Source organism: Robiginitalea sp. SC105, assembly GCF_014243345.1.
GTDB lineage: Bacteria > Bacteroidota > Bacteroidia > Flavobacteriales > Flavobacteriaceae > Robiginitalea.
The window spans coordinates 359,226-382,942 of the sequence record NZ_JACLZF010000001.1; the positions used below are offsets into that span (position 1 = coordinate 359,226).

The 23,717-nt window shown below is 57.0% G+C and carries 19 protein-coding genes; 6 read left to right on the forward strand and 13 right to left on the reverse strand.

Annotated features, from left to right (window positions below; genetic code table 11):
• Positions 1-4: 4 nt before the first annotated feature.
• The 4 genes from H7F20_RS01560 to uvrC all read right to left on the reverse strand — a co-directional run bounded on the left by H7F20_RS01560 (position 5) and on the right by uvrC (position 6,644).
• Complete coding sequence (locus H7F20_RS01560; RefSeq protein ID WP_185784393.1) at positions 5-814, reverse strand: DUF3108 domain-containing protein; 810 nt, start codon at positions 812-814, stop codon at positions 5-7.
• A 418-nt stretch (positions 815-1,232) separates the two neighbouring features.
• Entirely contained in the window at positions 1,233-2,375 is a 1,143-nt protein-coding gene (gene hppD / locus H7F20_RS01565; protein WP_185784394.1) for a 4-hydroxyphenylpyruvate dioxygenase, read from the reverse strand.
• A 199-nt stretch (positions 2,376-2,574) separates the two neighbouring features.
• The gene (locus tag H7F20_RS01570; protein ID WP_185784395.1) at positions 2,575-4,839 is read right to left on the reverse strand and encodes a patatin-like phospholipase family protein; all 2,265 of its coding nucleotides are present in this window, start codon (positions 4,837-4,839) and stop codon (positions 2,575-2,577) included.
• A gap of 14 nt (positions 4,840-4,853) precedes the next feature.
• Complete coding sequence (uvrC, locus tag H7F20_RS01575; protein WP_185784396.1) at positions 4,854-6,644, reverse strand: excinuclease ABC subunit UvrC; 1,791 nt, start codon at positions 6,642-6,644, stop codon at positions 4,854-4,856.
• Between the two features lie 460 nt (positions 6,645-7,104).
• On the opposite strand from uvrC, the gene H7F20_RS01580 reads away from it, so the two are divergent.
• Positions 7,105-7,665: a 5-formyltetrahydrofolate cyclo-ligase gene (locus H7F20_RS01580; protein ID WP_185784397.1), complete on the forward strand. Its 561-nt coding sequence runs from the start codon at positions 7,105-7,107 to the stop codon at positions 7,663-7,665.
• On the opposite strand, the gene H7F20_RS01585 is transcribed toward H7F20_RS01580, so the two are convergent.
• From H7F20_RS01585 to H7F20_RS01620, 8 genes are all read right to left on the reverse strand, one after another.
• On the reverse strand, positions 7,653-8,336 hold the full coding sequence (locus H7F20_RS01585) for a lipoprotein signal peptidase (protein WP_185784398.1): 684 nt from the start codon (positions 8,334-8,336) through the stop codon (positions 7,653-7,655). The two genes, H7F20_RS01580 and H7F20_RS01585, sit on opposite strands and share 13 nt — an antisense overlap.
• A 68-nt stretch (positions 8,337-8,404) precedes the next feature.
• Positions 8,405-9,085: a hypothetical protein gene (locus tag H7F20_RS01590; RefSeq protein ID WP_185784399.1), complete on the reverse strand. Its 681-nt coding sequence runs from the start codon at positions 9,083-9,085 to the stop codon at positions 8,405-8,407.
• The gene (locus tag H7F20_RS01595) at positions 9,060-9,449 is read right to left on the reverse strand and encodes a TraR/DksA C4-type zinc finger protein (protein ID WP_185784400.1); all 390 of its coding nucleotides are present in this window, start codon (positions 9,447-9,449) and stop codon (positions 9,060-9,062) included. Before H7F20_RS01595 ends, H7F20_RS01590 begins: the two co-directional genes overlap by 26 nt.
• Positions 9,450-9,454: 5 nt before the next feature.
• Positions 9,455-12,856, reverse strand: a complete 3,402-nt coding sequence (ileS, locus tag H7F20_RS01600) for an isoleucine--tRNA ligase (RefSeq protein ID WP_185785787.1) — start codon at positions 12,854-12,856, stop codon at positions 9,455-9,457.
• A 163-nt stretch (positions 12,857-13,019) separates the two neighbouring features.
• Complete coding sequence (locus tag H7F20_RS01605) at positions 13,020-15,449, reverse strand: TonB-dependent receptor (RefSeq protein ID WP_185784401.1); 2,430 nt, start codon at positions 15,447-15,449, stop codon at positions 13,020-13,022.
• Complete coding sequence (gene recO / locus H7F20_RS01610) at positions 15,433-16,152, reverse strand: DNA repair protein RecO (protein WP_185784402.1); 720 nt, start codon at positions 16,150-16,152, stop codon at positions 15,433-15,435. The genes H7F20_RS01605 and recO overlap by 17 nt, the downstream gene beginning before the upstream one ends.
• A gap of 101 nt (positions 16,153-16,253) precedes the next feature.
• The gene (gdhA, locus tag H7F20_RS01615) at positions 16,254-17,606 is read right to left on the reverse strand and encodes an NADP-specific glutamate dehydrogenase (RefSeq protein ID WP_185784403.1); all 1,353 of its coding nucleotides are present in this window, start codon (positions 17,604-17,606) and stop codon (positions 16,254-16,256) included.
• A 137-nt stretch (positions 17,607-17,743) separates the two neighbouring features.
• A complete protein-coding gene (locus H7F20_RS01620; RefSeq protein WP_185784404.1) occupies positions 17,744-18,901 on the reverse strand; it encodes a cystathionine gamma-synthase in 1,158 nt (385 codons plus the stop codon).
• Between the two features lie 137 nt (positions 18,902-19,038).
• On the opposite strand from H7F20_RS01620, the gene H7F20_RS01625 reads away from it, so the two are divergent.
• From H7F20_RS01625 to H7F20_RS01635, 3 genes are read left to right on the forward strand one after another with little or no spacing between them, the layout of a single operon-like run.
• A complete protein-coding gene (locus tag H7F20_RS01625) occupies positions 19,039-19,791 on the forward strand; it encodes a DUF3298 and DUF4163 domain-containing protein (protein ID WP_185784405.1) in 753 nt (250 codons plus the stop codon).
• A gap of 29 nt (positions 19,792-19,820) precedes the next feature.
• The gene (locus H7F20_RS01630; protein WP_185784406.1) at positions 19,821-20,174 is read left to right on the forward strand and encodes an arsenate reductase family protein; all 354 of its coding nucleotides are present in this window, start codon (positions 19,821-19,823) and stop codon (positions 20,172-20,174) included.
• The gene (locus H7F20_RS01635; protein WP_185784407.1) at positions 20,171-21,064 is read left to right on the forward strand and encodes a DMT family transporter; all 894 of its coding nucleotides are present in this window, start codon (positions 20,171-20,173) and stop codon (positions 21,062-21,064) included. The genes H7F20_RS01630 and H7F20_RS01635 overlap by 4 nt, the downstream gene beginning before the upstream one ends.
• Here the strand turns inward: H7F20_RS01635 and H7F20_RS01640 are convergent.
• Positions 21,048-21,524, reverse strand: a complete 477-nt coding sequence (locus H7F20_RS01640) for an acyl-CoA thioesterase (RefSeq protein WP_370588457.1) — start codon at positions 21,522-21,524, stop codon at positions 21,048-21,050. The genes H7F20_RS01635 and H7F20_RS01640 overlap by 17 nt on opposite strands.
• Before the next feature lie 121 nt (positions 21,525-21,645).
• Between H7F20_RS01640 and H7F20_RS01645 the strand changes: the two genes are divergently transcribed.
• Together H7F20_RS01645 and H7F20_RS01650 are read left to right on the forward strand one after the other, a co-directional pair.
• On the forward strand, positions 21,646-22,626 hold the full coding sequence (locus H7F20_RS01645) for a nitronate monooxygenase family protein (RefSeq protein ID WP_185784408.1): 981 nt from the start codon (positions 21,646-21,648) through the stop codon (positions 22,624-22,626).
• Positions 22,627-22,723: 97 nt separating this feature from the next.
• Positions 22,724-23,686 (forward strand): YheT family hydrolase, encoded by a 963-nt coding sequence (locus tag H7F20_RS01650; protein WP_185784409.1) that lies wholly within the window; start codon positions 22,724-22,726, stop codon positions 23,684-23,686.
• Positions 23,687-23,717: the final 31 nt, after the last annotated feature.

The window sequence follows — 23,717 nt, forward strand, 5'->3', positions numbered from 1 at the left end:
GGCCTTAGTCCATGGTGATCCGGAACTGGTTCCTCAGGGCGTTGTACCCGTCCAGGTCCGCCTTGATGGAGCCCACCGCGAGGTCGGCTTCGATGCGGATCGGGATTTTGTTCCGGTCATCGGACACCCACAAAGATAAGCTTTCCTGCTCTTTAAACACGCGCCCGGATTGCACGTAGGGCCGGAACTTCAGGCACTGGACCTTGCCGAATTTGGTTTTGACTTCCTCCCTGCCCAGGAACTTCAGGCGGAAGGGGAAAATCCCGTCGTCGTCGTACAACATCCGCAATTCAATGCTTTCGCCAACTACCAGGCTTTCGGAATCGTAGTTGTTCCGCAGGTAGTAGAAGGCCGAAATCAGGTCCTGAATGGAATGCCCGATCTCGAATTTCATTTTTTTCTCGTTCTTCTTGTCGTGGAGCACGGCCTCCCCCTGCTGGTAATCAAAATTGATCTCCATGTCCTTGGTATACCCCCCCTCGTCCACCTTCCGGATAAACCGGTACGGCCTCCCGTCTGCCTTCCCGAAATAGCTCTCATAGGTGTCATCCACCTTAAAGAAGATACTGGCAAAACCGGTGGTCTTCCCGTGGCCTACCACATGGTAAACGGGAATACCGCGTATCACGTCGGAGGTTACGTGCAGGGTGGCGTAACTGGCGTTGAGGAACCCGTAATGGATGCGGAATTTCAGCCATTCCCCTGCCTGGAATGCCGGGTAATCGGCCCCCGCCCCCCCGTTTTCGGAAAACTGGGACCTGCCTGCATCTGCAAACAACATGGAGAGGATTAAAAGTAGGGTCATGGGTTTCATTGGGTAAATTTCATTAAAAAATCAGTACGCTTTGCGGCATAACACACTTTTTACCCTATATAAACAAGATTTGTTCCAAAGTATTGCCATTGCCCCGCAGCAACCGGAAACAGGGAGAAATTCATAAAACCGGGGTATATGCATAAAAAAAGCCCCAATCGAGCGATCGGGGCTTTTCCTAAATAACCAACCAAACTTTAAATTATGAAAAACCAATACTTAAAGTTATAAGGGAACCACCCCTTATGCCACCAAAAATAATGTAGGAAAAAGGAACGGGCCTCATATTTAACGTTCTTTAACTCGGAACTTAACAGAACTTTATCGATTTGGCCCGAAATTTTAAGAATTCGCGCCGGTTTTTGGCTTTCCCTTAATCCGGTTTGCCTGCGGTTCCTCCCCGGAATCGGGGCAATGACTACAGGGTGCCCCGGGATTCCTGTTCCCGTTCAATCGCCTCAAAAAGCGCCTTAAAGTTCCCTTTTCCAAAGGATCGCGCCCCTTTGCGCTGGATGATTTCGATAAACAGCGTGGGGCGGTCCAGGATGGGTTTGGTGAAAATCTGCAGGAGGTAACCCTCCTCGTCCCGGTCGATCAATATCCCGAGATCCCGCAGGGGTTCTAACTCCTCGTCGATTTCCCCCACCCGGTCGAGGACATCCTCGTAATAGACGGCGGGTACCCTGAGGAACTCCACCCCCCGTTCCCGCAGGTCGGAAACGGTCTTGATGATGTTGTCGGTGGCCAGGGCCATATGCTGCACCCCTGCTCCGTTGTAGAATTCGATATACTCCTCGATCTGCGACTTCTTGCGCCCTTCGGCCGGTTCGTTGATCGGGAATTTGATCCGCCCGTTCCCGTTGCTCATCACCTTGCTCATCAGGGCGGTGTACTCAGTGGATATATCCTTGTCGTCAAAGGAGATCAACTGGGCAAAACCCATCACCTTTGCGTAGAATTCACACCATTTGTTCATTTCGTTCCACCCGACGTTGCCCACCATGTGGTCGATGTACTTGAGGCCGGCGTCTTCTGCCCGGTAATGCGGCTCCCAGGCCCGGTAGCCGGGCATAAACGGCCCGTCATAGCCGGAACGCTCCACGAAGACGTGTACGGTTTCCCCGTAGGTGTGTATCCCCGACAGGGTTACGGTACCGTGTTTGTCTTCCCGGATCTCCGGTTCCATATAGGGTTCGGCCCCGCGTTTGACGGTTTCCTCAAAGCTTTTTTTGGCATCGTCCACCCAGAGGGCGATCGCCTTTACCCCGTCGCCGTGGCGGTCGAGGTGGCGGTTGATCTCGCCCCCCGGCTTCAGGGGGGAGGTGAGCACCAACCGGATTTTGTCCTGCCGCAGCACATAGGAGACCCGGTCCTTGAGCCCGGTCTCCAGGCCTGCATAGGCCTCCGGCTGGAAGCCCCAGGCAGACATATAATAATGGGCGGCCTGTTTCGCGTTGCCCACGTAAAGCTCTACGTGGTCGGTCCCCAGGAGGGGGAGGAAATCCTCGGCCTCCGGGTTCTCCACAGGCAGGTTCAATGATGTTTTATCTGTTGTTGACATAGTCTGGAAATATAGTTAGCACTTGATGGCCGGCAGGGCCGGCGGAATTGTGATCGGTGTACGGCGGTCGTGATGGCCATCACCACATCGCTCGCAAATGGGGGCTGATATCGATACGTCTGGCGTTCACGGCAGTGCTTTGTACAAATATCGTAAAAAAGATGCAGCGCATCAACCGCCAGCCGATCGGTCCGGGCCTTCAGAACCAGTAACCGATACTGAAGAAAAACTGGTTGTTATCGCCTTCCGGAGACCAGCTGTACATGACCTGTACCGGGCCGAAGAAAGATTCCCAGGCATACCCCAGGCCGTATCCGGAGTAATCGGGGGCTGTGAACCACTCCCCGGTCCGGAAGATGTCGTCCGCGACATTGGAATAATTGGCGGCAAACATCAGGTGGTTTTTCTGGGCGAATTCCCAGTCTGCACGTGCATAGGCCTTTACGTAACTGTTGCCGGGAAGGCTCAGGAAGTCGTATCCGAGGAAGGGGATAAAATTGTTGATGGTACTGCTCCCGTATCCCCCCAACACAAAGTCCAGTGTGGAGACACCGGAGGTGCCGAGCTTGAAACCCCCTTCTGTTTCCAGGTTGACGCTGAATCGCGGGGCCACGGGGAAGGCAGCCCCCATGCGGGCCTTGGCAATGGAGAACTCCTTGAAATCCCCCCCGAAGTCGGAGGAAAGGATGTAAAAGTGAAAATCCCCGTCAAAGAAGAGGCCGCGTGTCGGGAAATACCGGTCGTCGTAGGTATCCAGTTTCAGGGTGCCGAAGGTGCTGTAGTAATTGCTGTTCTCAAAGAAGAGCCGGTCGCCGGTGGCAGGAGGCGGCGTCTCCCCGGGGATTTCTTCCAGGTCGTTCAGGGTCTCCGTACTGTATTTGAGGTGCTTGTGCTCCACCCCCAGGGCAAAGGCAAATTCTTCCTGCAGGACCGTCTGCAGATAGAGCTGGTTGGTGAAATCCGTCACCTCCAGGTTGATGTTGTTGATGTTGCTGCTCAACGGGACGGCAAAATTGCTTCGCAGCAGGTTGTAATTGACCTCCTGGTCAAACGCATTGTACCTGGAATTGATGCCGAAGCTCCAATAAAACCCCTTGTCCACATAGTACTCCGCGTTATAGCGGAGGTTATCGCCCAGTATCACATCCAGGGAACCGACATCATCATCCAGCAGAAAGTTTTTTTTGGTGAGGTTGATCAGGGCCGCACTCTTGTAGAGGTCATCGTAATGGGCCCCGATCCGGATAAAGGTCCTGGTCGGGTTCTCCTGCAACTGCAGGATGAGGTCCTGGCCCAGGCCATTGGATACGAGCTTATAGCGGATGGTCTTGAAATTGCCGGTGGCTGAGAGGTTGCTGATCCCCTGTTGCAGCTTGTCGAAACGGATGGGCTCCGCCAGGTCAAGGCGGAGTTTCCCTTTGACATACCCGCGGGTGTAGTTGTTATTGCCGGTTATCAGCAGGCGGTTGATTACGATGGTATCGGCCACTTGTAATATCTGCCGGCGGGGCGCGCGGGTATGCTGGCGGGCGGCTACCTGCCTGAGCGCCTCTAACTGGCCTTTTGCGGCCAGGGTCCCTGCGGATATGATGGTGTCCCGCAGGTTGAAATCGATTACCGAATATTCGTCGATATCCGGCTTGATGTAAATATCCGTCTTCTCCCTTTTCTGGACCATGTTGCCCACGGTCCGGTAGTTGTTGATCTGCAGGAGGATTTCTGTGGCAGACAACAGGGACTCCCGGTCGCGCAACCCGTGCTGTACATCCACCCCGATGATCAAATCCGCCCCTTTTTGCCGGACCTCATCCACCGGATAGTTGTTCAGCACCCCGCCGTCGATCAGGATACGGCCATCCACCTCGGCAGGTTCAAACAGGGAGGGAAATGTCCCGCTCGCCATGATGGCCTCCGGGAGGTAGCCGTGGTCCAGCAGGATTTCTTCCCCGGTCTCCACGTCCGTGGCCATGCAGAAAAACGGGATCGGCAACTGGCTGAAATCCTCCACATCCTTGACGTGGTAGAGCGCCCGGACCAGTTCGTTATAGATGTTCTGCCCACCGGAAAGGGCCGGCGGAAAGGAAATCCTGAAGTCGGTGAAGGGCAGTGTCAGCGCATACCTTTCGGAATCTTCCTTCTCGTAGAATGTCTTGGCGCTGCGGGGCAGGTTGTCCTGGATCAGCCGGGTAAAGTCCTTGCTGGTAAAGAGGGAATCCAGCTGCCGGGCGGAGTACCCCGACGCGTAGAGCGCCCCGACGATGGCCCCCATGCTCGTCCCCCCGATGTAATCGATGCGGACCCCGGACTCCTCGATGACCCTGAGGGCCCCGATATGGGCCAGGCCCTTGGCCCCGCCGCCACTGAGGACCAACCCCACCTTCAGGTCGCCGCCTGGCGGAACTTCCTGCGCGCATGCCGGTGAAACAGCCAGCATCAACAGGCAAAAAACAAGTATTGGGCGCATGCCGTTAAGGTACTTCATTCACGCAAACTATCATAAATTTTGCGGGCTTTTGCAGGGCCCACCTCCGCACCGAGTTCCTCCAGAGATGCAGCCCGGATCCGTTTGACCGATTTGAATTTCCGAAGGAGTTGGCGCGCGGTTTTTTCCCCCACTCCGTCTATCTGCTCCAGGGCCGAACTAATGGCCGCCTTGCTGCGCTTCTGGCGGTGGAAGGTGATCCCGAACCGGTGCGCTTCGTTGCGCAACTGCTGGATTACGCGAAGGGTTTCGGATTTCTTGTCGAGGTAGAGGGGGATGGGATCCTGGGGGAAGTAGATCTCCTCGAGCCGCTTGGCGATGCCAATGATGGCGATCTTCCCCCTGAGGCCCAGGGCATCCAGGCTTTTCAGGGCGGCGGAAAGCTGCCCCTTCCCCCCGTCGATCACGATGAGCTGGGGTAGGGGTTCCCCTTCGTCCAGCATCCTGCGGTAGCGCCTGTGGACCACTTCCGTCATGGAGGCGAAGTCGTCGGGACCCTCCACGGTGCGGATATTGAAGTGGCGGTACTCCTTTTTGGACGGCTTGCCATCCCGGAAAACCACGCAGGCAGCTACCGGGTTGCTCCCCTGGATGTTCGAATTGTCGAAGCACTCGATATGCCTGGGCTCCGCCGGCAGGCGCAGGTCCCCCTTCATCTGTTCCATCAGCCGCCGGACATGCCGGTCCGGATCCGTGATGCGGATTTGCCGGAACCGCTCCTGCCGGAAGAACCGGGCATTGCGGAGGGACAATTCCACGATTTTCCGTTTATCGCCCCGGCTGGGCACCGTTACCCGGACCGGACCGGCTACCGGCACTTCAAAGGGCAGGTAGATCTCCCCGGAATCCGAATCAAACCGTTCCCGGAGGTTGACGATTGCCAGGGCAAGCAGGTCTGCGTCGTCCTCATCCAGCTTCTTTTTGATCTCGATGGTGTGCGACCGGACCACCAGGCCATGGGCAATCTGCATGTAGTTCACATAGGCATGGGTCGGGTCCGAGACAATGGAAAACACGTCCACATCCGTAATCTTGGGGTGGACCACCGTAGACTTGGACTGGTAGTTTTCCAGGATTTGCACCTTCTCCTTGATTTGCTGGGCCTCCTCATAGCGCAAATCCGCCGCCAGTTGTTTCATCCGATGCCTGAAATATTGGAGGGAAGACCCGAAGTTCCCCTTGATGATCTCCCGGATATCCGCCACCTGCCGGCTGTACGAGGGTTCATCCTGCAATCCTTCGCAGGGCCCGAGGCAGTTTCCCAGGTGGTATTCCAGGCAGACCTTGTACTTCCCGCCCGCAATCTTCTCCTCCGAAAGGTCGTAGTTGCAGGTACGCAGCGGATAGACGCTTTTGATGAGCTCCAGCAAGGCGCGGACGGTCTTCATGGAAGTGTAGGGGCCAAAGTATTCGGATCCGTCCGGGATCCGTTTCCGCGTAGGGAAGATCCTGGGGAACCGCTCGTTTTTGATACAGAGCCAGGGATAGGACTTATCGTCCCGGAGCAGCACGTTATAGCGGGGCTGGTGCTCCTTGATCAGGTTGTTTTCCAGCAGGAGGGCATCCGATTCGGTAGGTACGACGATGTGCCGGATCGAACGGATTTTTTTGACCAGCACCCGGGTTTTACCGCTGTCGTGGGATTTGGTGAAATAGGAGCCCACCCTTTTCTTGAGGTTCTTGGCCTTGCCCACATACAACATCCGCTCTTCGGCATCGAAGAACTGATAGACCCCCGGACTATCGGGAAGGGTCTTCAGCTGGATTTCCAGAGGGGGCTGGCTCATATCAGGGCTTTCCCTGCAAAGATACATTTCCCCGGATTCTAACCGGCACCCCGTTCCCGTCCTCGGATCTTACCCCGTTCCCGTCCTCGGGTCTTAACCCCGGTCCGGTGAAAGGCCTTTGCAGCCCCGGGGGATATTTTCGGGAAATGTCAGGGACAGGCGTGTTTACCCCGCCGGGTGCCTGCCTGATGGCTAAAAGTGTCTTTTAACACACATAAAAGTTAAAATATTACTAAAAACATGCATTTCATCGATAAAAATTTACCGTTGATGGTAACGGTGTCGAATTTTTATTTATTTTTCTAACGTAAAGATCACGCATTAATAATATGGACAATTACCTCGTTACCCTGGGAATGTACCTCATATTGATGCTCTTTTTCAAAATCTATGTTGCGGTTTCCGCAAAAGATTAGTTGAATTAAATGCTCCCCCACCCCAGGCGTTTAGTCGGCGATGTATGTTGAAAAACGAGCTTCGATTGAACTTTTTGCAACTCCGGCAAAACCTTTCCGAATCTACGTACCAAAAAGCCAGCAGGCAGATTGCTGAGCGATCCCTCAAGTTACCCATATGGGAATTGCAGCGTTTTCATATTTTCCTGCCTATCCCTTCCAAGAAAGAAATTGATACCTCCCCAATCCGGCGGGAACTCCGCTCAAGGGGTAAGGATATTGTCGTACCCAGGGTATCTGGCCCCGGACAACTGAAGCATTTCCTGATAACCCCCGACACCCGGTTTGAAAATAACAAATGGGGGATTCCTGAACCCGTCGACGGGGAAGAGGTGGCCGCTCAAACCCTGGACGTGGTTTTCCTGCCCTTGCTTGCGTTCGATGAGGATGGTTTCCGCGTGGGATACGGGGGGGGATATTACGACCGGTTCCTGGCAGCTTGCCGGGAGGATGTCATTACGGTGGGCCTATCCTTCTTCGGCCCGGCCGGGCACATTACCGACCTGCACGGGGGGGACCTCCGGATGCACTATGCCGTTACCCCGGGGCGGACCTATGAATTCTGATCCTCTTCCGGGGAAGTAGCCATGTCCTGTTGCTCCCCTTTGGCGGCAGCCTTGGCAGTCCTGTCCGCAAATGCCTTTTTATTGAAAACCAGGAGGATGCCAACCCCGGTACTGATGGCCGTATCGGCCACATTGAACACGGGGGCGAAGAAGCGGAAGGAATTCCCGCCCACCCAGGGCACCCATTCGGGCCACTGGCTGTCTATCATCGGGAAATACAGCATATCAACCACCTTGCCATAGAACAGACTATCGTAGTTGTCTTCGGCCCAGAAGGTAGCCACCTGACCGTAGCTGTGGTCAAAGAGTAACCCATAAAATACGGAATCGATGATATTCCCCACGGCACCCGCAAAAATGAGGCTGACCGCAAGGACCAGGGTCCGGTTGGCCTGTTTCTTCAGGATTTCCCACAACCAGTAACCGATCCCCCCGATGGCCAGGAGCCGGAACAGGGTCAGGAACAATTTGGCCTTGCGTTCGGTTACCGGGAAGAGGTCGCTGAGCTTGGTGCCCCAGGCAGCGCCCTCGTTCTCGATGAAATAGATTTTAAACCAGGAGAAGACCTCGACCGACTCCTCGAGCTGGAAATTTGTTTTTACGTATATCTTGCTGATCTGATCGACGATAAGTACCGCCGCTACCAGGAAGAGGGATTTTTTCAGGTGCATCCTGCCAGATTAATAGGGGCAAAAATAGGGATTATATGGCAATCCGGAAGGTTTTATGGAGCGAAGGTTCAAAGCCGGGCGTGTACCTGAATGTCCCCGCTGTTACTGCTGAGCATAAAGCGGGAATTTCCGGCGGGAATAGGATCGATTTGCACGCGGCCGTGGCGGGATTCGGCCAGGACTTCCCCTTCGGCTATCCGGGCCGTGATCGGGGCCGAAAAAGTCCGCACCCGGGTCGTGGCGGCCCGGTGGTCCAGCCGGCACCCCCCTTCGTTGATCCGGACCTGCAGTTCCTCATAGTGGCCAGAGGTTTCAACCTGGCAGCGGCCTGCGCTGAGGGTTACGCGCTGGTCCTCGGGCAACACGATCCGCAGCCGGACCGAGAGCACCTTGTGGGCCCCCAGTTTGTCGTTGGGGAGGTCGAAAGCGGGGGAAAGGCCGGTGCTGATCAGCAGGGTCCCGCCCAGGGTCTCAGTCTGCACGAGAACCTCGCTGCGGTACTCCCCTTCCATGCTCGCCTCCACTGTAACCTCATCGGTCGGGGCTGTTTCCAGGCTGATGGCAAAACACTGGCTGCCGTCTATGGCAATGGAACGGACCTCCGGATCCAGAAGTGTCCGGCTCACGCGTTTCTGGGCAAAAGCAGTACTGCCCTGCCCCAGGACGATAAGAAAAACCGCCGGGAACAGGACGATAAAAAAACGCCCCGAAGGACGTTTTGACTTATTTCTGCATGTTCTTCGCTTCAATGCTGAGCGTTGCATGGGGAACCAGTTTTAATCGTTCCTTGTTGATCAGTTTGCCCGTGACCCTGCAGATGCCGTAGGTCTTGTTTTCAATCCGCAGCAGTGCGTTTTTCAGGTCCCGTATAAACTTTTCCTGCCGGATGGCGAGTTGCGTATTTGCCTCCTTGCTCATCGTTTCGGATCCCTCTTCAAATGCCTTGAAGGTCGGGGAGGTGTCATCCGTGCCGTTGTTGCCGTCGTTCATATAGGAACTCTTCAGCAGCTCCAGATGGCTCTTGGCCTTCTCGATCTTCTGTTCAATCAGTTCCCGGAACTCTTCCAGGTCCTTATCCGAATACCGTACCTTGATATCTTCTTGTTGTGCCATTGCTTTCAGTGTTTTTGGATGTGCAACTTGGTATTGATCTCATCAAAGGCAATTGCCGTACCCTCCTCCAGGTTTTCCTCAAACTGCAGGTCGGCAGTAAGGGTTTCGGATTTGATGTACTGCAGGTTGCTTTTTACCGCATTCTCAACCGTTTCGTCTTTCAAAAATTTGATGTCGATCCTGTCTGTAACCTCCAGTCCCGATTCTTTCCTCAGGTTCTGGATCCGGTTTACAAGTTCCCTGGCGATGCCTTCCTTGCGGAGGGTCTCGTCGATCGTAATATCGAGGGCTACCGTGATCGGGCCCGCCGATGCGACCAGCCAGCCTTCGATATCCTGGGAACTGATCTCAACATCTTCTAACTGTAATATAATGTTTTTATTTTCCAGGTCAAGGACAATTTCGCCTTCCTGTTCAATTTTCTGGATGTCTTCCTGCCCGAGGCGGGAAACCGCGCCGGCTATGGCTTTCATGTCCTTGCCAAAACGGGGGCCCAGGGTTTTGAAGTTGGGTTTGATGCGTTTGACGAGGATGTCGGAGGCATCGTCCAGCAGTTCGATTTCCTTCACGTTCACCTCGGACCGGATCAGGTCGGAGACCGCTTCGATTTCGGCCCGCTGGGCGGCATCCAGTACCGGGATCATCACCTTCTGAAGGGGTTGGCGCACCTTTATTTTCTCTTTCTGCCGGATGGAAAGCACCAGGGAAGAGATGGTTTGCGCCTTTTCCATCCGTCCTTCAAGGGCCTTGTCGATCAGCGCCATGTCTGCCTTGGGGAAACGGGCCAGGTGCACGCTTTCCGCCGCTTCCCGGGAGGTGCCCCCGGTCAGGTCGCGGTAGAGCCGGTCGCTGTAAAAAGGCGCGATGGGCGCGGCGAGGGCGGCTACAGTATCCAGGCAGGTGTAAAGGGTCTGGTAGGCGGACACTTTGTCCGGGCCATACTCCCCTTTCCAGAACCGGCGCCGGCACAGCCGGACATACCAGTTACTGAGGTTTTCCTGGACAAAATCCGAGATTGCCCGGGCCGCCCGGGTAGGTTCGTATTGCCCGTAAGCCTCGTCCGTTTTCAGGATGAGCGTATTGAGTTCCGAAAGGATCCAGCGGTCTATCTCCGGGCGTTCCGCATAGGGGATTTCCGCTTCCTCATAGGTAAACCGGTCGATGTTCGCATACAGGGCAAAAAACGAATAGGTGTTGTACAGGGTACCGAAGAACTTGCGCTTGACCTCCAGCACGCCGTCCATGTCGAACTTCAGGTTGTCCCAGGGGTTGGCGTTGGAAATCATGTACCAGCGCGTGGCATCCGGCCCGTGGTCCGCCATCGTCTCGAACGGGTCAATGGCATTGCCGAGCCGTTTGGACATCTTCTTGCCCTCCTTGTCCAGCACCAGGCCGTTGGAAACCACGTTCCGGTAGGCGATGGAATCGAATACCAGGGTCCCTATGGCATGGAGGGTATAAAACCAGCCGCGGGTCTGGTCCACCCCCTCGGCGATGAAGTCGGCCGGGAAACACTCCCCCGAATCAATCAGGTCGGCGTTCTCAAAGGGATAGTGCCACTGGGCATAGGGCATGGAGCCGCTGTCGAACCATACGTCGATCAGGTCTGCTTCGCGCCGCATGGGCTGCCCGGTGGAGGACACCAGGACCACCTGGTCGACGTTGTTCTTGTGCAGGTCAATGTTTTCGTAGTTGGCCTCCGACATATCCCCGGGGACGAAATCCGGGAAAAGGTCTGCTTCCATCACCCCAGCCTCCACGGCTTCGGCCATGGCAGCCTTCAGCTCGGCTGCCGAACCGATGATCCGCTCCTCGCGCCCGTCCTCGGTCCGCCAGATCGGCAGGGGGATGCCCCAGTAGCGGGAACGGGAAAGGTTCCAGTCATTGGCCGATGCCAGCCAGTTGCCAAACCGGCCCTCGCCGGTGGCCCTGGGCTTCCAGTTGATCTCCTGGTTGAGTTCGAACATCCGGTCGCGGACCTCGGTTACCCGGATAAACCAGGAATCCAGTGGATAATACAGGATGGGCTTGTCCGTCCGCCAGCAGTTCGGGTAACTGTGGCTGTACTTTTCGACCTTGAAGGCCTTGTTCTCCTCTTTCAGGCGGATGGCAATTTCCACGTCCACGGATCGCTCGGGTGCCTCCCCTTCCGCGTAGTATTCGTTCTTGACGTATTTGCCCCCCAGTTCCTTCATCTCCGGGCGGAAGCGGCCCTGCAGGTCCACAAGCGGGACGGGGTTGCCGTTTTCATCCAGTACGAGCATGGGCGGGACCGGCGGCTCGGCGGCCTGGGCCACCTGCATGTCGTCCGCACCAAAGGTGGGTGCCGTATGGACAATCCCCGTACCGTCTTCCGTGGTCACGAAATCGCCTGCAATGACGCGGAACGCATGTTCCGGGTGCTGGTAGGGCAGGGCGTAGTCGAGGAGTTGCTCGTAGCGGATGCCCAGCAGGTCGGATCCTTTGAAGGACCGTACGATCCGGTAGGGGACTTTCTTGGCCGACCCGTCGTAACCCGGCAGGGGATCGCCTTCGGCCACTTCGGCAAACTTCGGCCCGAATTGCTTTTGGACCAGCCCTTTGGCCAAAATCACACTTGCCGGCTCAAAGGTATATTGGTTATAGGTTTCCACCAGCACGTAATCGATGGCCGGTCCCACGGTGAGGGCGGTATTGGAAGGCAGCGTCCATGGGGTAGTGGTCCAGGCCAGCAGGTATACGGGGCTGTCCCCGGTTTTCAGGAAGGCGGGCAGGGTTTCCGGGATGGCCCGGAACTGGGCCGTCACAGTGGTGTCTGTGACGTCCTGGTAGGTCCCCGGCTGGTTGAGCTCGTGGGAACTGAGGCCGGTCCCCGCCTTGGGGGAATAGGGTTGTATGGTATAGCCTTTGTATATCAGGCCTTTGTCATAAATCTGTTTCAGCAGCCACCAGACGGTCTCCATGTACTTGGATTTGTAGGTGACATAGGGGTCCTCCATATCCACCCAGTAGCCCAGCTTTTCCGTCATGTCGTTCCAGACATCCGTATAGCGCATGACCGCCTTTTTACAGGCCTCGTTGTAGTCCTCCACCGAAATTTTGGTGCCGATGTCCTCCTTGGTGATGCCCAGTTCCTTCTCCACCCCGAGTTCCACGGGCAGGCCATGGGTATCCCAGCCCGCTTTGCGCTTTACCTGGAAACCCTTCATGGTTTTGTACCGGGGGAAGATATCCTTGATGGTACGGGCCATTACATGGTGGATCCCGGGCATGCCATTGGCCGAAGGCGGCCCCTCGTAAAATACAAAGGGGGGGCCGTCTGCCCTGGTGGTCACGCTCTTTTCAAAGATGTGCTCCGCTTTCCAGAACCGGAGGATTTCATCGGCAACCTCCGGCAGGTCCAGTTGTTTGTGCTCGGTGAACTTCATCATATACTGAAAGCTGCTTCGTGCTGTTAAAGTGCGCAAAATTAGTGAATTTAGCCATAAGCACGGCGCTGAGGCGGGTTGAAAATCCCGGTTTGGGGATGACATCGGTACCTTCGCGCCGGAATTTGCCCCCGGAATACCCCGGAATCCCAATCTTTATCGGTTAAAAACGCACATTGAGGCCGGCGACCACGTTGAGTCCCGGAGCTGCAATCCCGGAGGAATAAGTCCGGTACCGCTGGTCGGTGATATTTTCAACGGCCAGGGTCAGCCGGTAATCCCCCAGGAAGGTATAGGACGACCTGAAATTCAGGGTATACCAGGAAGGGCTGAACGGGTTGCCCTGCGCATCGGCCGCATAGATGAAGGTCTTGCTCCGCTCCGAAAAGGCCAGGTCCTCGAAAGGAACCTCCCCGTTGTAGTTCAGGAACAGTGCTGCCCTGAAGGGATAGCTGGAATAGGTCAGTTGCAGGTCGGCAAAATCAGGGGCGGCGTGCCGGGCGGGGGATTCGCTGCCGTCTTCCTCCTCTTCGGTCCCCTGGGTGATCGTATAATTCCCGGCTAAACTCCAGTGTTCGGACAGAGTGGCGTCGAAGCCGAGCTCCAGCCCGTATACAAAGGCGCGGGCCGCATTCTGGATCGCCTGCACATTGCTGGTTTCCCCGTTGTACTCGATGGTCTGCTGGCCGTTGAAAGTAAAATCCCGGCGCACCAGGGCGTCGACCAGGTAGGTATAGTAAGCCGCTCCTTTGAGCACCAGCCGGTCCCGGATGTTCTGCCGGAGGCCGATTTCGGCATTGTAGGCGTATTCGGGTTCCAGGTCCGGATTGGGGACCACCACCGATCCGGGCTCCGAATCGAATATCTTGCCGATATCGTCGATATTCGGGGCGCGGAAACCGGTGGAACCATTGAGGGTGACCTGGGTATTCCGACCGGGGAACCAGCTCAGGCCCAGGCTTCCCGAAAGGGCGCCATTATCCAGGTTGGCCTGGTCAAAGGGTAAATTGTAATAGTCCGTTTCAAATTCCGCGGCGATCCAAACGTGGCTGTAGCGCAAACCCGCCAGCATGGTCAGGTTGGGCTTGATGCGGTAGGACGCGCTTGCATAGGCCGCTGCCGATTGCCAGCTCGAACCGTCGGGATAACGGGAGGGCCCGCCGATTACGTCCCCGGTCCGGATATCTTCCTCCGAACCGTCAGATTGAATGGTGTTCCCGATGTATTCCGCCCCGTAATAGAGGCGCAGGTCCCCCATCTTCTTTGTTTCAAAATCCAGGTTGAGGGAGTAGGCCCCGACCCTTTCGCGGGTCCTGAACAGGATGTCGTCCCCGAAGCCCCGGTCGTTGCGGCTCTCTTCGAAAAACTGGTAGGCCGCACTTACCTTCAGGCCCTGGTAGAAGCGGCTGCCACCGGTATGTGCCATACGGAGGTTCCCCATGAACCACTTCTGGGGCCCGTAATACCACTCGGCCGAACGGAGGCCGTCCCCGTCCCGGGACGGGCGGATGAGCCGGTCGTAGCGCGAATAATCCGAGGTCTCGCTGTAATGGAGCCCCATGTTGAATTCCAGTTGCCTGTCTGGCCGGTATTTGAATTTCTGCATCAGGCTGACCTGGTCGTAGCCACTGGGTACCTGCCTGCGCGGGTTGTCGTTTTCCACCAGTCGGTCCGTACCATTCTCTGTGACCACGTAGTTGGGCCGCAGGTAGGAATCCGGACCGTGGCTCCCCATCCGCAGGTCCCCGAAGCGGTTATAGGTGATGCTGGTCAGGGACCCCCATTGATCAAAGCCCAGATTCACATCTCCGTGGAGGGTTTGCTCCCCGGATGCGGTAGCCGTCCGGTAAGCCACATTGCCCATCACCAGGAGGGAATCCCCCTGGGAGGTATGGGCATCCCGCGTGTAGAAGTTCATCACCCCCCCGATGGCATCGCTGCCGTAGATAACAGAGCCCGGCCCGAAAAGGACCTCGGTCTTCCGGACCACAAACGGGTCGATGGACAATACGTTCTGCAGGTTACCGCCCCGGAAGATCGCATTGTTCATCCGGACCCCGTCGACGGCCAGCAGGACCCGGTTGGTCGCAAATCCCCGGATCATCGGGCTGCCCCCGCCGTACTGGCTTTTCTGGACAAACACCTTGCCGGACTGCTGCAGCAGGTCGGCCGAGGTCTGCGGGTTGCCGAAGGCCACATCGGAGGCCCCGATGGTCTCAATCTTCTGGGGGACCTCCCTTTTTTGCTGCTCCCATTTGGAGACGGACATCACCACCTCCTGTAATTGCTCGGCCTGCAATTCCAGGAACACCCTGCCGCCCTGGGCGAGGATGGTGCTCCGCACCAGGTTCAGGGGCTGGTAGCCGATATGCTTGAAAAAGATACGTTCCCGGCGGTCAAATCCTGCGATGCTGACCTGCCCGGCAGCATCCGACACCCCGGTGGTGGTCCGGTCGGCGTTGAAGACCGCCACATCGGCAAGGGGCTCCCCGGTTTCCCGGTCGTAGATGCCGATTTGCTGGGCGCCCAGCGAAAGGGGTGCCCAGATCAGGAATAATAAAACGGGCAATAGCTGGTTAGGAAAAAACTTCATCAAATACAGTTAACGACCGTGGTTGCTTAAATCCTTGCAGGTGAATCTCGTAGTACAGGAGCAGCGATTTCAATAGTTCACGCCGCCGTCCCTGCGTCAATTCAACTTCGTGAATTGCATCAAAATTTATGCCCAAAATTTTCCGGAAAGATTCCAGGTTCGGGCCCGACAATACCGGATTCAGCCCCGGCTTCCGGCAAAACGCCCCTTCGGCCAGGTCAAAGTATGGGGCCCCGGGGTCCGTCTGGTCGGGATAGAACCCGAGGTAACGCGTAAGGCCCAACAGGAAACGCAGGTGGAAGTTGGCGACCTGCCCATGCTGGTCCAACCACTGCAGGGTGTGCTCCAGGTAGCTGTATAGTTCGGAATTGGGCTCTTCTTCCCGGATGCTCTCCGACAATACCTCCGAGAGGAACAGGGCAATCGCCCCTTTGCGAACATCGCTGTGGATACTTGCATACGGGTAGCCGATCAGTGCCTCCTTCAGGTAGCCCAATTTGCCGCTGCGGGAGTTTCCGGCCACCACCTCCAGTTGCGTAAGGGGTTGGAAAAACCCGGCGCGCAACCCACCCTTCCGGCGGCCCAGCACACCTTTCAGCAGATAGGCCTGACGGCCTGCCTGTTCCGTGTACATCCGGACAATCAGGCTGGTATCCCCGTATTTCAGGGAATTCAGGACAATGGCTTTGGTCGCGGTGGGCATGAATCGCTTTATAGCGGCAAAGATACTGCGCCCGTCACACATGCAAAACGCCCCCCGGACACATTGCCGGGGGGCGTTGGGATTTTTGAGCCGGATCCGGGTCAGATGACCCCCTGTGCGAGCATGGCGTCTGCAACCTTTACAAAGCCTGCAATATTGGCCCCTTTCACATAGTTGCAGTACCCGTCCTCCTCCTTGCCGTATTCGATACAGGAGTCGTGGATGTCGGACATGATCCCTTTCAGGCGCTGGTCCACCTCTTCCCGCGTCCAGCTGATCCTGAGGGAATTCTGGCTCATCTCCAGGCCGGAGGTGGCCACTCCTCCTGCATTGGATGCCTTCCCCGGGGCAAAGAGGATGCGCGCATCGTGGAAGGCATGGATGGCTTCGGGCGTGGATGGCATGTTCGCGCCTTCTGCCACACAAACACAGCCGTTTTTGATCAGGACCTCGGCGTCCTCCCCGTTCAATTCATTCTGGGTGGCACAGGGCAGGGCCACATCGCATTTCTCATGCCAGGGGGTTTTCCCCTTGTGGAAGCTCGCCCCTTTGTATTTCTCGACGTATTCTGAAATCCGTCCGCGCTTGTTGTTCTTGAGGTCCATCACCCAGGCGAGTTTATCGGCATCGATGCCGTCCGGGTCGTGGATATAGCCGCCGGAATCCGAAAGGGTAATCACCTTGCCCCCGAGTTGCAAAACCTTTTCAGCTGCATACTGGGCCACATTCCCGGATCCGGATACCGTAACGGTCTTGCCTTTGATCCCGTCATTTCGGGTCTCCAGCATGTTCTGGGCAAAGTACACCGTCCCGTAGCCGGTGGCCTCGGGCCGGATCTTGGACCCGCCCCAGGAAAGCCCCTTCCCGGTGAGTACGCCCGTGAATTCATTCCGTATTTTTTTGTACATGCCAAAGAGGAACCCGATTTCCCGTGCACCCACGCCGATGTCCCCGGCCGGTACGTCCGTGTTGGGCCCGATATGGCGGCAGAGTTCCGTCATAAAGGCGTGGCAGAAGCGCATCACTTCGTCGTGGGATTTGCCTTTGGGGTCAAAATCGGACCCGCCCTTGCCCCCGCCCATCGGGAGGGTGGTCAGGCTGTTTTTGAAGACCTGTTCAAAGGCCAGGAACTTCAGGATGCTGGCATTCACCGAGGGGTGGAAGCGCAGCCCGCCCTTGTAGGGGCCGATGGCCGAATTCATCTGGATCCGGTACCCGCGGTTGACGTGGATCTCACCCCGGTCGTCCACCCAGGCCACCCGGAACGAAATCAACCGCTCGGGCTCCACCATCCGCATCAGGATGTTCTTCCCGCTGTAGATTTCCTGCTCGGCGATATAGGGGATCACCGTATCGGCCACTTCCTGCACCGCCTGTATGAATTCGGGCTCGTGTCCGTTCCGGCTGGTGACCTCCTCCATGAAGGCATCGATCTTATCTTTGTAATCAGTCATATGTTTACCTGCTAGATTGTTGAATTAAGAATATGTGCGCAAAATTATAGGTTTTCCGTAATTTGGCGTACACATTTTTATAAAATCGGTAATTCTGCCGGGGGGCACCGGCCGAAATTGCAAATCTTTTAATCGGATCAGGATGCTTCGAGGGCATTCTGCAGGTCCTCAATGAGGTCGGCCGCATCTTCAATCCCCACGCTGAGGCGGATCAGTGCATCGGTGACCCCGCTTTTCTCGCGTTCCTCCCTGGGAATGCTGGCGTGGGTCATGCTCGCCGGATGGCCCGCAAGGCTCTCCACCCCGCCGAGGGATTCGGCCAGCGTAAATACCTTCAGGTGCTCCACGATCCGGACGGCATCCCTGAACTGTGCCCCTTTGGGGATGAAGGAAATCATCCCCCCGAAACCGGACATCTGTTCCGAGGCTATATCGTGGTTGGGATGGGTGGGAAAGCCTGGCCAGTAAACCTTTTCCACCCCCGGGTGCCCGGCGAGATACCTCGCGACCGCCTCCCCGTTTTCACAATGGCGCTGCATGCGGACATGCAGGGTTTTGATCCCCCGGAGTACCAGGTAGCTGTCCATGGGGCCGCAAACCGCGCCGCTGGCATTCTGGATGAAATACAGGCGCTCTGCCAGCTTTTCGTCGGATACGACGAGCCCTCCGGCCACCACGTCGCTATGGCCCCCCAGGTATTTGGTAGCCGAATGCATGACGATATCCGCCCCGAGTTCCAGGGGTCGCTGCAGGTAGGGTGTGGCAAAGGTGTTGTCCACCGCCAGAAGGATACCGCGCGAGCGGCAGATCTCCGCTACGGCCCGGATATCAATCACATTCATCATGGGGTTGGTAGGGGTCTCCACCCACAGCAGGCGGGTATCCGGGCCGATGGCAGCCCCGATATCCGCTGCATCCTGCATCCCCATAAAACGGAACCGGATCCCAAGGGGCTCGAATACCTTGCGGAAGAGGCGGTAGCTGCCCCCGTACAGGTCGTTCGTCGCCAGCACCTCATCGCCCGGGCTGAGTAATTTCATCACGGCATCCATGGCAGCCAGTCCACTGGCAAACGCCAGGCCGTAGCGGCCGCTTTCGATACTCGCCAGGGACTCCTCCAGGGCATGCCGGGTAGGGTTCCCGCTGCGGGAATACTCATACCCGCGGTGCTCCCCGGGAGAGGTCTGGGCAAAGGTGGAAGTCTGGTAAATCGGGGGCATCACCGCCCCGTACGCCTTATCGGGTTGTTGTCCGCCGTGAATGGTCCGGGAATTGAAGCGCAGTTCTTTTTTCATAGGTTATATGCTGGATGCACAAAGCTAGCATTATCTGCCTGTCAAAACAACCGCTGCAGTTGTGGGATGTTTCGCCCCGGATGATTGGGTTACGATTTGGGAAATCGTACTTTTAAGCCCTAAATCGATACGCCCGGATGAAACACTGCACCCGCCTGCTGCTTTTGCTGACCTTCCTCGGATGCGCGGAAGGGGAGGAACTCCGGATCCAACCCAGGGAATACCTGGGGGAGGCCTGTGCAGACTGCCCGGTTGTCCGGGTGGATATCCCGGAGGCCTCCGAAGACAGGGCCCTTGGGCGGGTGGTCAATACCAGCGTGCGGGAGGAAGTCATCGAATGGCTCGACTACGACGAAGAGGCGGGTGCCTCAGATATCCCGGAAGCGATCCGGGCATTCGGGGCCGGCTACCGCAACCTCAAAACCGAATTCCCGGACGAACTGGTCGGCTGGGAAGCCACTGTGGAAGGATCCGTGACCTACGAGAGTTCGGAATTGCTCAGCCTGAAACTCGAAGGTTACATTTTTACCGGGGGGGCCCACGGGTTTTCGAGAATCCGCTACCTGAATTTCGATAAAGATGGGGCCCGGGAACTGGACAACCGGGACCTGTTCAGGAACCTCCCCGACCTGGAGGCCCTGGCGGAAAAACACTTCCGGGAAACCCAGGGTATTTCCCCTGAGGTTCCCATCAACAGTACCGGGTTCATGTTCGAGGAGAATACCTTCAGCCTGCCAGAGAATATCGGGTTTGAACCGGAAGGTCTGGTCCTCCTCTACAACCCCTACGAGGTCGCCTCCTATGCAGACGGGCCGGTACGCATCCTCATCCCCTACCGGGAAGCAGCCCCTTATATCGTCCTTTCCGACGGCATGCTTCCCCCCTCTTAACCATCAGCCAAACGCCTTAACCCAGCGCAATGAAGAAAATCTACCACCTAAGCACCTGTGACACCTGCCGGAAGATCCTCAGGGAACTCGACCCGCCCCCGGGCACGGTCCTGCAGGATATCAAAACCGAACCGCTAACCCCGGCCCAGCTGGAGGAACTGAAACAGGCTGCCGGAAGTTACGAGGCACTTTTCAGCAAACGCGCACGCCTCTACAAGGAGCGGAACCTCCGGGAAGCGAACCTGCAGGAATCCGATTTCAGGGCCCTGCTCCTGGAGCACTATACCTTTTTAAAACGACCGGTGACCCTGGCAAACGGGGCCGTATTCATCGGGAATTCGGCTGCAACCACGGCTGCCGCCGCCGAAGCCCTGCACCGGTGAGCAGCCGCAACCTCGCATTTTTGGCCGCCATTGGCGCCACCGTGATATACGGGCTCAACCATACGATCGCCAAGGGGGTGATGCCCCAGTATGTAAAGCCTTTCGGGTTTATCCTGCTGCGCGTATCCGGAGCAGCCATCCTCTTCTGGGTCATCTCGATTGCCGGGCCCCGGCAGGCCATCGAAAAACGGGACTGGCTGCGCCTGCTGCTCTGCGCCTTCCTTGGGATGGTGGTAAACATGCTGGCCTTTTTCAAGGGGTTGCAACTCTCCACCCCCGTCAACAGTTCGGTCCTCGTTACCCTGACCCCCATCATCGTGGCGGTGTTTTCCTTTTTCCTGATCCGGGAACACCTGACGAGGATCCGGAGCCTCGGGATCCTGCTGGGTTTCCTGGGCGCGCTTTCGCTAATCTTCCTGAACAAAACCACAGGGATGAATGCCCCGAACATCCCCCTGGGGAATTTCCTGTTCCTGGTGAATGCGACCAGTTATGGCCTGTACCTGATCCTGGTAAAAAAACTGATTGAAAAATACCACCCTTTTGTCCTGATGCGCTGGCTCTTTACAGTGGCTTTCCTGATCAACCTGCCCATCACCCTGCCCGAATACCTCGAGATCGAATGGTCGGGCATCCCTGCCTGGGGGCTGGCCTCCATTGCCTTCGTGGTTATCGGCACCACGTTCCTCACCTACCTGTTCAATGTATTTGCCCTGACGCAGCTCAAGGCCTCTACGGTTAGTGCCTTTATCTATGGGCAGCCGGTAATCGGGATCGCCTTTGCCCTGATGGCCGGGAAGGATACCCTGAGCCTGCTGGAGGTCCTTGCCATGCTGCTGGTGATGGGGGGCGTCTACCTGGTCAGCAGGCGGTCTATTCCAGGTCCCTGACCGGCACCGGGTGCCGCCGGGTGTCCTCCCGGGTCAGTTCCCGGAACCCTTCGGCTTTATCGGCTTTATCAAACGCCTGCAGGAATTCCCCGGGGAGCACGGTTAGTTTCCGTGTTTCCATGTCGATCCAGCCGCCCATCATCTTGCAATGGGCGATGTGCTTCCCCAGGGGATCGTAGAAATTCTGGTGGAATTCAAAAAACCTGCCGTCTGCACTGAGTCCGGCAACCTCGAGGGATACCCGGATTCGCGCACCCGGGAGCACCTCGCGCAGGTAGTGCATGTGTTCAAAAAAGACCACCGGCCCCAGGTTGTTTTCCGCCATGGCCGGGAGCGTTAAACCCAGGTCCGACAGGTAGGCCATGCGGGTATGGCTCATGAAATTGGTGTAGGCGCTGTTCGCCAGGTGGCGGTTCGCATCCAGGTCGCTCCAGCGAACTTCAAATTCCTTCAGGTACATAGTACGGTTTTGATGGGCCCGGGCTGTTAAAGGGTCCCGGGGACCAAAAATAACGGAATTCCCCAAACACCTTCGGGCCCCTTTTGGATTAATGTGTACTTTTATCGGATAACCCAGGACCATGGCCCAGAAAGCATCTTTTATCAATCGCCTCAGCCTGCCGGTTGTGGCGGCCCCCATGTTTTTAATATCCAACCCGGAACTCGTGATCGCCTGCTGCAAACAGGGGGTCGTCGGGACCTTTCCCGCGCTGAACCAGCGGACCAGCGAGGGGTTCGAGCAGTGGCTACGGCAAATCACCGGGGAACTGGAGGCCTTTGAAAAAGAAACCGGCCGGAAGGCTGCACCATTCGGGGTCAACCTGATCGTCCACCCGACCAACCCGAGGCTCCGCGCAGACCTGGAGCTCTGTGTCCGCTATCGCGTACCCCTGGTAATCACCTCCCTTGGAGCCGTATCCGACGTAGTCGATGCCGTGCACAGCTACGGCGGGCTTGTCTTCCACGACATCATCAAAAAACGCCATGCCGAAAAGGCGGCTGAAGCCGGGGTGGACGGGTTGATCCTGGTGGCGGCAGGCGCGGGCGGGCACGCGGGCACCCTGAACCCGATGTCCCTGATTTCCGAGGTGCGGACAGTCTTTGACAAAACCATCCTCCTCTCCGGGTGCATCAGCACCGGCAGGGATGTGGCGGCCGCCCTGCAGATGGGTGCGGACCTCGCGTACATGGGGACGCGCTTTATCAACACCAAGGAGAGCCACGCCCCGGAGGCCTACCGGCAGATGATCGTGGAAGCCGGGGCTTCCGATATCGTCTATACCGCAGCCATCTCAGGGGTCCCGGCCAATTTTCTAGGGCCCAGCCTGCGGGCTGCCGGCCTGACCGAAGAGGACCTCCAACGGAATACGAAAATCGATTTCGGTAAGGAACTGGATACGGAAGCCAAAGCCTGGAAAACCATCTGGTCGGCCGGGCAGGGCGTTACCAGTATCCACGACGTGTTGCCCGTGGCCGAACTCATCGAACGCCTGAAGGAAGAATTCCGGGTAGCGGTCACTGAGCAGGCCGAGTTACTGGACAAATACTGCCATGGGGGCTAGTTTTAGAGCACACGGTTCCAAAACACCCAACCGGCTGGCGGGAAGCCAGCGGTTTTCCGTACAACCCGGGGTGGCTCCTCCCCGGAAATAGCAACACATGCCCCTGCAACAAGCCACATACCATCCCCCTGCCCTCTGGCAAAACGGCCATATTTCGACGATTTATTCCGCCCTTTTCCGCCAGGTTCCGAACCCCGGATACCAGCGGGAACGACTGGAGCTGCCGGACGGGGACTTCCTGGACCTCGACTGGCTGCCGTCATGGGGGGAAACCGATAAAGTGGCCCTGTTGGTGCATGGCCTGGAGGGGGACACCCGTCGTCCCTACATGGTGGGCAGCGCCAAATTATTCTCCGGCGAGGGATATGCAGTCTGCGCCATGAACCTGCGCGGTTGCAGCGGGGAACCCAACCGACGCTACCGCTCTTACCATTCCGGGGCCACGGAAGACCTGGACGAAGTCATCCGGCATATCCGGAAAGTGCGGCCCGGGCACAGGATCTACCTCAACGGGTTCAGCCTGGGGGGCAACCTGATCCTGAAATACCTGGGGGAAACAGGTGGTGCTCCGGCAGGGATTGCCGCTGCGGCAGCCATTTCGGTGCCCGTGGACCTGTACGATTCCCTCCGGCAGCTGCAGCAGCCCAAAAACTGGGTATATTCCACACATTTCCTCCGCAACCTGCGCGGGAAACTGAGGCAGAAAAAGCGGCTCTTCCCGGAACGGATCACCGACGCCCTGATACGTCAGGTACGTACCCTTAAGGATTTCGACGACCTGTATACCAGCAAGGCCCACGGGTTCCGGGATGCCCTGGATTATTATGCCCGCTGCAGCAGTTTGCCCGTACTGCCCAATATTGGCGTACCCACCCTCATCCTGAATGCTGAGAACGACAGTTTCCTGGGACCGGCCTGTTACCCGGAAGCTGTTTGCCGGATGCACCCGAACCTGTTTTTCGAAAGCCCGCGCCATGGCGGGCATGTGGGTTTTGTCCTCCCGGGAGGTGCCTATTACAACGAAGAACGGACGATTCGTTTTTTCAGGGACCTCACATAAAGGTCTAATTTGTATATTAGTCCTTCATAAG